The sequence below is a fragment of the Megamonas funiformis genome, assembly GCF_010669225.1.
In the GTDB taxonomy this organism is placed as follows: Bacteria; Bacillota; Negativicutes; order Selenomonadales; family Selenomonadaceae; genus Megamonas; species Megamonas funiformis.
In genome coordinates this window covers 458,318-472,335 of the sequence record NZ_CP048627.1, presented here as the reverse complement: position 1 = coordinate 472,335, position 14,018 = coordinate 458,318, and the positions used below count along the sequence as shown (strand labels likewise).

Here is a 14,018-nt window from a genome sequence, read left to right as displayed (position 1 = left end):
TCCATATTCTAAGTGATAAATAAACTGTTATACTATTTTTCACTTATTTGCTATAATAAACATAATTATTTTATTTAAATACATTATATTAAAAATTTATAATAGAAGGTGTTAATTTGATAAAATTTCCTAAACAAACAAAATACAGTTCCTCTCATCGTTTACGGGAAATGGTGCTTGTTTTACGTAAGCATAATGTACTTACAAGCGATATGACACCTGAAAAATTGCGTTTAATCCTAGAAGATTTAGGCCCTACATTTGTAAAATTAGGTCAAATACTCTCTTTAAAACCAGGATTTTTACCTGCCGATTATGCCATTGAATTGACTAAATTGCAAACACAAGCTAAGCCTTTAGATTTTAGCATCATCAAAGACTGCCTTGAAAAAGAATATAATAAAAAAATAGAAGATGTTTTTCTCGATATAGATGACCATGCACTTGGCTCTGCTTCTATAGCTCAAGTACATAAAGCTACATTAAAAACTGGTGAAAAAATAGTCATCAAAGTACAACGTCCTGGAATTTATGAAGTAATGGCTAAAGATATAGTTTTATTAAAACGAGCTGTATCTATCTTACAAGTCTTTAAAACTTCATCTAGCATTTTAGATTTTAACGCCATTCTTGATGAAATGTGGAATATCACTAAGCAAGAAATGGATTTCATGATGGAAGCTGAACATATTGATGAATTTAAACGACTTAATAGTGAAGATATTTTCGTTGATTGTCCTACTGTAAAACATGAACTGACTACAGCTCGCGTACTTGTAATGGAATATATTGACGGTCATCGCATTGATGAAATCAGCAAATTAAAAGCCCAAGGTTATAATGTTGAAGAATTAGGTATTCATCTCGGCAAAAATTATGTAAAACAAATCATTGAAGATGGCTATTTTCATGCTGATCCTCACCCAGGTAATATTTGGATAAAAAACGGTAAAATTATTTGGCTTGATTTAGGTATGATGGGACGCTTATCTTCTAAAGAACGTGATGCTTTAAAAAAAGCTGTTTACGCCCTTGTTCAACATGATACTTATGAAATGAAAAACGCTATTTTAACTTTAGGCACTGTTCAAGGAAAATTAAATCATATCCAACTTTATGAAGACATTGATAATCTAATGAACCGTTATAGTAATGCCAATTTCCAAACATTAAAATTAAGCGAATTAGCACATGATATCATAACTGTTGCTCGCCGTCATAAACTTTCTATTAATCCTGGTCTAAGTATGTTTGCCCGTGGTGTCGTTACGATTGAATCTGTTCTCAAAATTTGTTGTCCTAATGTCAATTTTATTGATATTTTTGCCTCTTACATGCGAGCTGATTTTAAACGAAATTTCAGTTGGAAAGAAGAATTTACTAAATTCAAACGAGATAGCTATTTAATGCTTCAAAAATCCATGCATATACCAGAACAATTATCTGATATCTTAAAAATGACAATGAGCGGACAAACTAAAGTTAATTTAGACTTAACAGGCTCAGAAGAACCACTTCGTCGTTTAGATAAAATGATTAATAAATTAATCATCGGTATCATTTGCTCTGCACTACTTTTAGGTTCTAGCATTATCTGCACTACTAATATGACACCTCAAATAATGGAAATTCCTATTTTAGGTGTATTAGGATATCTAGTAGCCGTCTTCTTATCAATTCGTTTAATGATTAACATTTTTAAAGAAAAATAGTTTTTTATGTTCATTTCTTTGGTGACAAAGAAACGAAGCAAAGAAATCACCGCAGATAAAATTTTAGTTTTGAAAATAATTATCTTTTCATACAACGCTTAGAAACTCGCTTCGCTCAAACATTCAGACTAAAAACGTATTCAAAGATAATTATTTTCAATAACCTTACGGTTACCACAAAATTTTATAATGCGGAAAATAAAAATCACTACATTATCTATAACTATTTAATAATCAACAATAAAATAATACCAAATATTTCCCGCATTTTAGCATCTTTTTGCGGTAGCCATAGGCTATTGGTAAAGATAAAAATATGACAATGGTTTTAGTTCTACTGTTTGAACGTAGTGAGTTTAGAACGTTGTTGGCATATTTTTATCTTTGCCAAAGTAAAAAGTGCGTGAGCGGGCAATTTTCTTTTTGTTTCGTTTTTCTTTTATATAAAAGAAAAATGAATATAACAAATATATTTACAATGAAAGGAATGTTTTTTTATGCAAGGAATTAGAGGAGCTATCACTGTGGAGAATGATAATCGTGAAGAGATTATTGAGGCTGTCAAAAAATTATTAATAAACATTCTTGAAGCTAATGATATTACTGCTGAAGATATTGGTGCTGCTTTATTTAGTGCTACTAAGGATTTATCTAGTGTATTTCCTGCTTTTGCTGCACGCCAATTACCTAATTGGGATTTAGTACCACTTTTTGATGCTCAACAATTGTATGTAGAAAACAGTATGAAAAAATGTATCCGCGTTTTACTTTTGGTGAATACTGATAAAACACAAAAGGAAATAAAACATATTTATTTAGGTAGAGCAAGTCAACTTCGCCCTGATATTGCCAAAGCTTAAATGGTGTTATTATGTCAGAATCATTTTATCGCCTTTTATTCATATTTATTGATGTTATTTTACCTCTAACTATAGGATACTATTTCCATAAATATAAGATAATATCTTTAAATACTTGTAATTTCCTCTTAAAATTAAATATCCGTTTCATCATGATAATCACTGGACTTGGTAGTTTTTGGTTAATAAAAATAGACCAAAATTTATTTTTATTGGCATTCGTAGGAATTATCCTCATTTCAGCACTTCCAGGATTATTAGCTTATCCATATGTAAACTGGCGACTTGGTAAAAATATACGCAATAGCGGTGCTTATCTTTTAAGTAGTATGCTCTCTAATACAGGTATTTTAGGTGGTTTATGTGCCTATATAGCTATGGGGCAATTAGCTTATGCTTATGTCCAAGTTATCGCTATGGTACAAAATATTTTTACACTTTCTTTTTGTTTTCCTCTAGCTGAATATTTTCATCAAAAATTCACAGCTGGTTCGAAAGCAAAATTTCAACCGCATTGGCGTTCTATTCTAATCAGTTGGAACCAAATTGGTTTACTTAGTATGTTTATCGGTGCTATCTTAAATATTTACGAAGTACCTCGTCCTGATATTTTTGACCCCATTTTTAATGCTTCTGTTCATCTAGGTGCTTGGTTTGGTATTTTACCTGTAGGTTATTTATTAAATTTTAAAGCAGCTCGCTTATATAAATACCTAGCTTTGACTATTGTACCTGTTCGTTTTCTTATCATACCTGTATTATCATTTATCACCGCTAGCTTATTTACAGATAATGCTTTACTCATTTCAGTTATCACTTTGATTGGCATGTGTCCTATTGGTATCAATTCTGTTGTAGTTACTCAACTATATAAATTAAACACCAGTATTGCTGAGGCAATCTTTTTAATCACTACTATTATCTTTATTTTTATAGCTTATCCTATATTTTTATTTTTAATGACATAAAAAAGCAGTCAAATACTTTAATTATAAATAAGTATTTGACTGCTTTTTCTCATCTTATAATATAAATTTTTAGTCTTTCATGTAATCAGTAAATAAATTTTCTGCTTTCATAAAATCAGAAATTTTATAGACACCACGCATTACTTCTCTATAATTTTCTGGTGTCAAAGATTGTGGTCCATCAGATAAAGCTTTTGCAGGATTTGGGTGAACTTCAATGATAAGTCCATCTGCTCCAGCTACTATTGCTGCAAAGCTCATAGGTTTTACCATTCTCCATTTACCTGTACCATGACTTGGGTCTACGATAATTGGTAAATGACTTAAATGTTTTACTGCTGCTACAGCACTCATATCTAATGTATTTCTTGTATATGTTTCATAAGTACGAATACCACGTTCACATAAAATTACATTATGATTGCCTTCATTCATAATATATTCAGCAGCATTTAACCATTCATCAATAGTAGCGCAAAGACCACGTTTGAGCATAACTGGTTTATTACATCTTCCAACTTCTTTTAATAAACGGAAATTTTGCATATTACGTGCACCAATCTGTAAAATATCCGCATAATGAGCTACAGCATCAACAGCTTCTACTTCTGTTACTTCTGTTACTACTTTTAATCCTGTAACTTCACGAGCTTCAGCCAAATATTCAAGACCTTTATTTTCAAGACCCTGGAAAGAATATGGAGAAGTACGAGGTTTATAAGCGCCACCACGTAAAAATTGTGCTCCACCGGCTTTTACGATTTTTGCTGCTTCTAATAATTGTTCACGAGATTCTACTGCACATGGGCCTGCCATTACTACTACATTGCCATCACCGATTTTTACACCATCTACATCAACAACAGTATTTGCTGGGTGGAATTCACGGCTGGCTAATTTATAAGATTTAGAAATAGCCACTGTCTGTTCTACACCTTCCATTGCCTCTACTGCTAGTGAACCCATACGAGTTTTGTCACCTATTACACCAACAATTTTCTGCTGTGCACCTTCCATTATCTTAGCTGTGAGCCCTACACTTTCGATAGCTTTTACTACAGCCATGATATTTTCTTCTCTTGCATCAGGATTCATTATTACAACCATTATTTATTCCACCTTTTCGTTTTATCTATATTTAAGATTAATTTATTTCATTTACTAATTTATTACTAGCTTTATATACTGGGAATTTTCCCAAGTTTTTAAGCCAAAAACATTTTTTACTAGCCTGCACAAGTGCTTCTTGTAAAATATCTTTATCCACATTAGCATCTATTTCTATGAAAAAAATATACTCGCCTAAACTTGTACGCGCAGGTCTTGATTCAATTCTTGTCATATTTACTTTTCGACAAGCAAAATCACCCAAAAGTTCGTATAAACTGCCAGCTCTACCATCTATCTGACAAATTATCATCATATTGGCTACATCTTGATATTTTTTTACTTTATCTTTATTAGTCAATAAAATAAATCTAGTAAAATTATCTTCAACATCTTGAATATCTGTATCTATTATCTGCAAATTATATAAATCAGCTGCTGTTTTTGTCGCTATTGCCGCATAACCATCTCCATAACAGCTTGCTTTTTCTGCTGCTCTAGCTGTACTAGAAACAGATTCTGTCTTTGCCGTTGGATAATGACTCTTTAAATATTCTCTACATTGAGCTAATGGTTGAATATGAGAAATTATTGTGTGTATCTTAGCATTAGGATTTTTTGTTAATAATTGATTATGTACACTCCATATTAATTCAGACTCTATCATTAAGTCAACATCATGAGCCAAAGTATCCAAGGTAATACGAACTGAACCTTCTATTGAATTTTCCACTGGTACTAAACAATAATCTACATTTTTTTGAGCAACAGCTTGTATAGCATCTTGTATTGTATTATATGCCACTAAATTCATTTTTTCTTTACGCAAATTAGCCATATAAATTGCAGCTTCTTCACTATTTGTTCCATGAGGTCCTAAAAAAGCTAATTTCTTCATGAAAAGCCTCCTTTCTTTTTTATCTAATTGATTTAAAAATAATAAAAGCCTCACCCTAATATAAGGGCGAGGCTGAATTCACGGTACCACCTTATTTATCTATAAAAATATAGATATCTCTCATCAAGTACGGGACTAATCCGATACTGTCCTTTTTGATAACGGTAAGGCTCCGGCTCCACCTACAATAAGTTCAGCGAGCAATTCCGAGGTGAACTTCAATAAATACTCTCATATCAAGTTTCCAGCATCCTTGACTCTCTGTCATGATTATATTTATCTACTTTTCCTCTTCATCATCTTTAGCGTGTTTACATAATATCATATAAAAAAATAAAATGCAATAGTTTTTATTGTAACTTTGTAATATTTAAATAAAATTATCATCAATATAATTTTTCAATTACACTATCATCTATTTTAAAACAATGCTCTTTTGCTGGAAATGTTTTTGCTTTTGTTTCTTCAATATAACCTTTAAAAGCTTTTGTCATTTCTTCACCAACATTTGCAAAGCGTTTCACAAATTTAGGTTTAAATCCGCCAAACATACCAAGCATATCTTGATATACTAAAATCTGACCATCGCAATCACTACCTGCACCAATGCCAATTGTCGGTATATTTATTTCTTCAGTGACAATTTTTGCCAATTTATCTGGAATACATTCCAATACTACAGCAAACGCACCTGCTTTTTCTACAGCTTTTGCTTCTTGAAGAATTCTTTTAGCAGCATCTTCACTTTTCCCTTGAACTTTAAAACCGCCAAAGGCATTAACAGATTGTGGTGTAAGCCCTATATGTGCCATAACAGGAATAGAAGCTTCGACAATTGCCTTTATCTGTGGACAAACACTTTCTCCACCTTCTAATTTTACTGCCTGACAATGACCTTCTTGCACTAAACGACCTGCATTTTTCACAGCATCATAAACAGATGTCTGATAAGACATAAATGGCATATCACCTACAACTAAAGCATTTTTTGCTCCTCTAGTAACAGCTTTTATATGGTGTATCATATCTTCCATAGTAACAGATAATGTATCTTCATAACCAAGCATGACCATGCCCAAGGAATCACCTACTAAAATTCCATTAACTCCAGCTTCATCAATCAATTTTGCTGTAGAATAATCATATGCTGTAAGCATTGTAATTTTATCTTTGCTTTCCTTTTGCATTTTAAATGTTGATACTGTATTTTTCACTATCAAAAACCTCTTTCATTTCACTATAATCTTTTAATGAATTTTTACTTTGTGCAATTTCAATTAATTTTTGTGATAATAACTTATAAATTTCTTTTTCTTGATTTAAATTTTCTTGATTAAATACATTTAAATGTTTTTTTATCGTAACTACATCATTTCTCTCTACTGGACCAGTCAAAGCATCTTTGATATCAAAAGTAGTTAAATTAGCTACATTACCCTGCAATAATGGCAATAAAATATTTTTTGCCATCTTTTTATCTACACCACAATGATTTAATAAATCTATACTCGTGGCAAATAGAGCTGTAACTAAATTACTAGCCATTACTGCACTAGCATGATATAGTGCTTTCTTTTGCGTATCGATTTTTATGATGTCATTACCACATTTTTGAAAAATCTGCATCAAGCTATCTAAATGCTCACTATTACCTTCAATAGTAAATACAGCATTTGCTAAATTTTTATAAGCTTCATACCTATCATTTATCGCACAAAGTGGGTGGATAGAATATGCATATGCACCTTTATTTTGAGCATCAAAAAAAGCGGTCGAAGATATCGAACCGCTACAATGACAAATATTTTTATTTCTAATATCCAGATTTCTCATATAATCCCAAATTTGACTAATACTACCATCAGGCACTGTCAAAAATAAGGTATCACTGTCTTTTAAGATATTTTCAAGATTTATATATAATTTAGTACTGGTAAAATCTGCTGCTGATTTTGCCGATTTTAAAGATTTACTAAAATAACCTACAATCTCTACATCATTTTGACTGCAATTATTTTGTAAATATTTTCCTAGGGAAAAGCCCACTTTCCCCGCACCAATAAATCCTATTTTCATTTTATCACCTCTTTTTCTTGGAAGTAATACAATGAAATCTCTGGTAAGGTCTTGTTCTTTCGATACAATCCTTTTTAATTAGATAAAAATAAAAGTTTGTGGTACAGTTTCGCTTCGAATACTATCCATCACATAATATATCATTTATTATCTATTTCGTATAGAGCTAAAATTTATTTTAATAAATCTTAAATTTTTTCAAAAAAACATTTGACAAATATAAATCAATCTGATATTATAATATATGCGGTTAAGACAACCGCAAACAAATGGCCTTGTAGCTCAGCTGGATTAGAGTGTTTGACTACGAATCAAAAGGTCGCAGGTTCGAGTCCTGCCAAGGTCACCATTTGTAATGGGTAGGTGCCCGAGTGGTTAAAGGGAACGGACTGTAAATCCGTCGCCGTAGGCTACGATGGTTCGAATCCATCCCTGCCCACCATTTTGTAAATTAAAGCTTCGATTTTATCGGAGCTTTTTTTGTTTTTCATCATCATTTAAAACTAAAGCACTAATAGTAAGTATAATAACTATTAGTGCTTTTATTTTTATAAAAAAAATTGTACCCTAACAAAAACATTAGGGTACATAATATTATAATTTTATTAGAGGCTATTTTATTATTTATCAAGACAAATTCTTTCAGCAGCTAAATGTTTATCCAAAACTTCTTTATTGTTAAATGGAGTCAATCTAAAGGATAATTTAAAGTCTTCAAATTTTGCACGATATTTATCCAATTGCCACTGACCGCAAGAATTTGTACCTAAAGCATTTTGTTTGTAATCTACATTAAATACAATGTAATCACGTTTTACTAAATCACAAGTATGTTTTGCATCATCTAAATCTTTATCTTCATACCAAGAAGCACTGAAATTAAAATCACCTTCAGTTGATGCTAAAAGACCCATACCTCTGTCATTTGTCATAGATACCCATTTACAACCCATATGATTTCCATTTTCTTGAGGAATTACATAGTTTGTAAATAATCCATCTACAGTATTTGCATATAAGCCCATTTGCGCTGCTTCTTTAGAGTCTGCATAGTTTTCGCCAGGTCCCATACCGAAATAGCGTACATGTTCCATAGATTTGTCTAAGTGCATACTTACACCAATTCTAGGTAACATATCTGGTGCTAAATCAACTCTACCAGAAGGAGTACCTTCTACATCAATTAAGATATCGCCAGATGGGCATACTGTATATACATATTTTGTTTTGAAGTGCCATGCACTATTAGTTGTACTATTGATTGTATCTACTTCTACTTTTAAGATATTGCCTTCCATGTGATAATCAATATTCATCACTACTTCATGTTCAAGATGTAAGAAGTATACTTTTTTCAATTTATCAATGATTTCCATATCATTGCTGATAGGTGCTCTCCATAAAGTTAAGCGAGGACCTTTGCTCAATACTTGCATACCATCACGAACAATATTCATTAAATTACCATTTACTAAGTTAAAGTCTAAAGAGAAGTTAGCGCCTTTTACATGTAAAGTAGTATGTTCTTTTTCAACATTTAAAATACCTTCTGGTCTTACCATGATACCTTCTTTATATAAAGGTAATTCAAATTGAGCAGTAGCAAGTTCATGACCGCTAGAAGCATATCTTGTGTCTTCTCTTAATTGATAAGAAATATTTACATAGTAATGAGCTCCTGGTTTTACTTTGATTGCAGATAAATCATATGGTAATGTAATGTCTTTATTTGCTCTAGCTTCAATAGAAGGAACAGCCATAAATCCAGTTTGAAGAATTACATCATCTTCCATAACTTTATAAACGAGATTAAATCTATCTAAATTTGCAAAATCATAACGGCTTAATAAGTTTATGATACCTTTTTGAATATCTACAGCAGTAGTTGTAATTGGTTCAATAACTTTTTTATATTCATATAAACCTGGAGATGGTGTTCTATCTGGCATGATTAAGCCATCGATACAGAAATCTTTATTGCTTGGGTCATCACCAAAATCTCCGCCATAGCGATAATATTTTTCTCCACTTTCTGTGAAGGATTCAATACCATGGTCAAACCATTCCCAAACGAAACCACCTTGTAATTTATCATGAGCATATACTAAATCTTGATAATCTTTTAAGTTTCCTGGGCCATTACCCATTGCATGGCAATATTCGCAGTGAATATGTGGTTTTTTAGATTTTTCAATAATATCTTTCATGAGATATGGTTTCTTTGGATTTTCAATCCATGTGTACATTGTAGAATAAACATCAGCAGATTCTACATCAAAGTCGCCTTCATAATGAACTAATCTTGTAGGATCCATTTCATGTGCTACATCTGTCATTTTGCGGAAATTGCAACCAAAAGCAGATTCATTTCCTAAAGACCAGAAGATAATAGCAGGATGGTTTTTATCGCGTTCAATCATACGAGTCATTCTAGAAACATAAGCAAGTTCCCAAGAAGGATCATCTGTAATCCATTTATAATCGCCAGTCAATTCAAAACCATGACATTCCAAATCTGTTTCAGCGATTAAATACATACCATATTCATCACATAAATCGTATAGATAATAAGAATTAGGATAATGAGATGTACGAATTGCATTGATATTGAATTGTTTCATTAAAATAATATCTTTTTCAATTTCTTCTCTAGATACTACACGACCATTTTGTGGGCTATAATCATGACGGTTTACACCTTTAAATTTAATAGCTACACCATTTACTAAGAAAGTTTCGCCATTTAATTTAATATTGCGGAAACCTACATTTTGAGGAATAACTTCTACAATTTGACCGTCATCTTCTACAGTCATAAATAATTTATATAAATAAGGAGTTTCTGCTGTCCAATGATTTACATTAGTGATTACTTCATCAATGCAAGCTTTGCCTTCTTTAGCTACTACAGTTTTTGTAAATACAGTATTTTCACCAGCATCTACTAATTCAAAAGTAACATTAACTTCTTTTATTGTACGTAAGAAAGCTTCTACTTTGAAAATACCATTTTTATATTCATCATCTAAATCAGCAATTACTTTATAATCATTGATACCATCTTTAGGCACACCTATTAATTCTACATCGCGGAAAATTCCACTTTCCCACCACATATCTTGGTCTTCTAAATATGTGCCATCAGACCATTGATATACACGAACAGTTACATCATTTTCTTCGCCTACACGGATTAAATCTGTAATATCAAATTCAGATTCATTTCTAGCAACTTTGCTATAGCCTACTTCCTTGCCATTAATCCATAAATGATATGCAGAGTCTACACCGCAAAATCTAATGATGATTTTTTTATCGCGATAGCTTTCTTCTACAAAAAATGTACGTTTATAAATACCTGTTGGGTTTTCTGTTGGTACATATGGTGGATTAATAGGGAAATTATACCATAAATCAGAATAGTGCATTTTGCCGTAGCCTTGTAACTGCCAATTTCCTGGAACTGTGATATCGTCCATTTTAGTTACATCAAAATCACTATTAAAGAAACCTTCTGGACTATATTCTGGAGCATCTAAAAACATAAATTTCCAAACGCCATTTAAATTTTTAAATGCATGAGTATATCTATTGTTGTTTAAAAGTGCCTTTTCTTTAGATGGAAATGTCAAGAAATGTGCTCTTGCTGGCATTCTATTAATTCCATCAATTTGATGATTTTCCCAAGTTTTCATAAAAAATTCCTCCTAAATAATATCTAAATTTGTCTATTTTATTTTTGATTTAATTTCTTTTCATAACGGTTCCAACAAACCCAAGCAATACCCATAAATACTACTACACCTAATACATTATAAACAAGTGTTAAAATAGGATTTGCTGCATCTTGAGGTAATGTACCATCTAAATATTGCATAATTAATGTTGGGTCTGGAACTGTAGACATGAAGAATACGAAGATGAATACAAGTAATAAGAATACACCTGCAAAGATACCAAAATTTCTACTACCAAATTTAAAGCTTCTATCCATATCGTCTTTTTTCCAACGTAAAACGATATAACCAATCAATAATAATAATACTGGTAATAAAGATGTTGCTGCTGTCATATTGATGAGCATCTGTAAGAAGCTATCCATATTTCCGATACCTAAGGCTGGAATAATAAGCAATACGCTAACTACGATACCTTGTACAATTAAAGCATTTGTTGGGTTACCTTCATGATTAGTTTTTACAATCCATTTACCAAAAATACCTTCTGGAATTTCAGAGAAGAATACTTTTACTGGAGCTGCTGTCCAAAGAGCTAAAGAACCTAAGCTTCCTAAGAATAAAATTACACCTACTAAGCGAACCATGATATCGCCTGGAATACCAAAATGTGTACCTAAAATTTTAAATACATCAAAAATACCATTAGCAAAGTTATTTTGTAATGCAGCTGTAGGAACTACTAAACCTACGGCAATGGAACCTAATACATACATCAAACCAACAAAGATAGTGGATAATACCATTACCTTTATAAAAGTTTTATTACCGCCCTTTACATCTTTTATGTAAACACCAATACTTTCACCACCACCACAAGCTTGTAAAACCCAAGCCATAGTCATAAAGAAAGTCCAATCAAATCTTGGAGTGATTGTTTCCATAGAAAATTCTTGTGCAGGAGCTTCACCTAAACCAAATACTACGATAAATGCTAAGATAACAAACGCTATACCCATGAATAATCTGGCACTACCTGCTAAGTTTGTAACAATAGAAATCCAACTTACACCTTTGATACAAACATATGTTGCAATCCAGAATAACACTATTGAAACTAATGCAATAATCAATGTAGAATTATCGCCCACAAAAACATTCGTACCAAAAAGTGCATAAGAACCTTGAATTAATGTCTGTGGCAATAAAGAACCGAAGAAGAATAAATTTACAAAGAAATAACACCATGCACCTAAAAATGCCCATTTAGAACCTAAAACGCATTCTAACCAACTATGAATACCAGATTCTTTATCAGAGTTTGCTGATGCAAATTCACTCATCATCAAAATAAATGGTAAGAAATAGAAAACAGAACCAAATATATAAGCTGGAATAGTAGCTAATCCAATTTGTATGCTATTATTAATAATACTTGGAAAAGTATATACTGCCGAAAAAGTCATCATCATTAAAGCTATTTGACCTAATCTCGCTCTTTGATTATCCATAACAATTCTCCTTTTCTGTATATTCTTATTATTCTTTTTAATTCAATAAATAAAAGATAATAAAAATAACAAATTATCAATCTTTTTATCAAGTATATACGTATTTACTTCGATTATTATTATAGCATTTGCCCTTAGCAGACTCTATCAGCTATGTTGAAATATTTTATATTTATGTTGATAAAATATTATATTTAAAATATATATTTGTTGATTTTTTATACTTATGTTGACAAAGATACATTGACTATCTCAAGAATTCTTCTTATAATATACTCAAATAAAAATATTGAAGGTGTTTTTATGGGAAAAATCTTTAAAAATGATGTAAGTGTTTTATTCAACAACAATCCTATAAGCGAAGATTTCCACCTCTATGAATGTGGTTATGAAGAATGTAAGCCAACTAAACCTTATGAATTTGTTCCTATTGATTATTGGGTAATTCATTATTGCATTGCTGGTGAAGGTATTTTTCAAATCGAAGATAAACAAAACCATATCAAAGCTGGCGATATTTTTATGATACCGCCTTATACAAAAAATAAATATTATCCTTTACCTGAAAACCCTTGGAGTTATCATTGGATCGGTTTACGCGGAAAACAAATTCACAAACTTTTAAGCATGTGCGGATTAAGCCCAGAAACGTATATTATTCATAATGAACTAGATACACATCTTAAAAATCTTTTTGAAAAAATTTATCAAGAATTTCAACGAGAACGTTATTTTAAAAGTATTTCTACAACTTTTTTATTATTTGATTATCTTGGTAATCATTTACGCTTAAAACAAAAAGCAGAACTTTCAACTACAGAAGTTTATTTCAATGCTATTTTAAATTACATTCACAAAAATTATGCTGACAATATCAGTATTTCTGATATTGCTACCGCCAATAATATCGACAGAACATATGTCTTTAAATTATTTCAAAAATATTTAAAAATAAGTCCTAGTCAATATTTACAACAATATCGTCTAAGTAAAGCATGTACATTATTGAGAAAAACTTCTTTGAGTATAACAGATATTAGCTATACTGTAGGTTTTCAACATGCTCCTTATTTCACTAAATTATTTACACAATACATTGGAGAGACGCCTTCTGAGTATCGCAAAGAATATATGCGTTTTGGTGAAGATTCTTTTTCTTAAAAAAAATTTATAAAAAACACTTGCCAAAAAAATATATCTATGCTATTA

At 31.2% G+C, this 14,018-nt stretch carries 10 protein-coding genes, 2 tRNA genes and 1 other annotated feature; of the genes, 6 read left to right on the top strand and 6 right to left on the bottom strand.

Annotated features, from left to right (window positions below; translation table 11 throughout):
* The first annotated feature begins 116 nt into the window (after window positions 1–116).
* The 3 genes from GXM21_RS02370 to GXM21_RS02360 all read left to right on the top strand — a co-directional run bounded on the left by GXM21_RS02370 (window position 117) and on the right by GXM21_RS02360 (window position 3,540).
* Window positions 117–1,712 carry an ABC1 kinase family protein gene (locus GXM21_RS02370; protein ID WP_008538792.1) on the top strand — a complete coding sequence of 532 codons (1,596 nt, stop codon included), beginning with the start codon at window positions 117–119 and terminating at the stop codon, window positions 1,710–1,712.
* 497 nt (window positions 1,713–2,209) lie between these two features.
* A complete protein-coding gene (aroH, locus tag GXM21_RS02365; RefSeq protein ID WP_008538793.1) occupies window positions 2,210–2,572 on the top strand; it encodes a chorismate mutase in 363 nt (120 codons plus the stop codon).
* 11 nt (window positions 2,573–2,583) lie between these two features.
* Window positions 2,584–3,540 carry a hypothetical protein gene (locus GXM21_RS02360; protein WP_008538794.1) on the top strand — a complete coding sequence of 319 codons (957 nt, stop codon included), beginning with the start codon at window positions 2,584–2,586 and terminating at the stop codon, window positions 3,538–3,540.
* A gap of 69 nt (window positions 3,541–3,609) precedes the next feature.
* On the opposite strand, the gene aroF is transcribed toward GXM21_RS02360, so the two are convergent.
* The 4 genes from aroF to GXM21_RS02340 all read right to left on the bottom strand — a co-directional run bounded on the left by aroF (window position 3,610) and on the right by GXM21_RS02340 (window position 7,621).
* Complete coding sequence (gene aroF / locus GXM21_RS02355; RefSeq protein ID WP_008538795.1) at window positions 3,610–4,647, bottom strand: 3-deoxy-7-phosphoheptulonate synthase; 1,038 nt, start codon at window positions 4,645–4,647, stop codon at window positions 3,610–3,612.
* 37 nt (window positions 4,648–4,684) lie between these two features.
* Window positions 4,685–5,545: a prephenate dehydratase gene (gene pheA / locus GXM21_RS02350; RefSeq protein ID WP_008538796.1), complete on the bottom strand. Its 861-nt coding sequence runs from the start codon at window positions 5,543–5,545 to the stop codon at window positions 4,685–4,687.
* A gap of 59 nt (window positions 5,546–5,604) precedes the next feature.
* Window positions 5,605–5,851: a binding site (T-box leader), on the bottom strand.
* Window positions 5,852–5,931: 80 nt separating this feature from the next.
* On the bottom strand, window positions 5,932–6,759 hold the full coding sequence (gene panB, locus GXM21_RS02345; RefSeq protein WP_008538799.1) for a 3-methyl-2-oxobutanoate hydroxymethyltransferase: 828 nt from the start codon (window positions 6,757–6,759) through the stop codon (window positions 5,932–5,934).
* Window positions 6,734–7,621: a Rossmann-like and DUF2520 domain-containing protein gene (locus GXM21_RS02340; RefSeq protein WP_008538800.1), complete on the bottom strand. Its 888-nt coding sequence runs from the start codon at window positions 7,619–7,621 to the stop codon at window positions 6,734–6,736. The genes panB and GXM21_RS02340 overlap by 26 nt, the downstream gene beginning before the upstream one ends.
* 271 nt (window positions 7,622–7,892) lie before the next feature.
* On the opposite strand from GXM21_RS02340, the gene GXM21_RS02335 reads away from it, so the two are divergent.
* A tRNA-Arg gene (locus tag GXM21_RS02335) sits at window positions 7,893–7,970 on the top strand.
* 8 nt (window positions 7,971–7,978) lie between these two features.
* A tRNA-Tyr gene (locus GXM21_RS02330) sits at window positions 7,979–8,063 on the top strand.
* A gap of 178 nt (window positions 8,064–8,241) precedes the next feature.
* Here the strand turns inward: GXM21_RS02330 and ebgA are convergent.
* Window positions 8,242–11,316, bottom strand: coding sequence for a beta-galactosidase subunit alpha (ebgA, locus tag GXM21_RS02325; RefSeq protein ID WP_008538801.1), 3,075 nt, complete (start codon window positions 11,314–11,316; stop codon window positions 8,242–8,244).
* A gap of 38 nt (window positions 11,317–11,354) precedes the next feature.
* Window positions 11,355–12,809, bottom strand: a complete 1,455-nt coding sequence (locus GXM21_RS02320; protein ID WP_008538803.1) for an amino acid permease — start codon at window positions 12,807–12,809, stop codon at window positions 11,355–11,357.
* Between the two features lie 303 nt (window positions 12,810–13,112).
* Between GXM21_RS02320 and GXM21_RS02315 the strand changes: the two genes are divergently transcribed.
* Window positions 13,113–13,970 (top strand): helix-turn-helix domain-containing protein, encoded by an 858-nt coding sequence (locus GXM21_RS02315; protein ID WP_008538804.1) that lies wholly within the window; start codon window positions 13,113–13,115, stop codon window positions 13,968–13,970.
* Window positions 13,971–14,018: the final 48 nt, after the last annotated feature.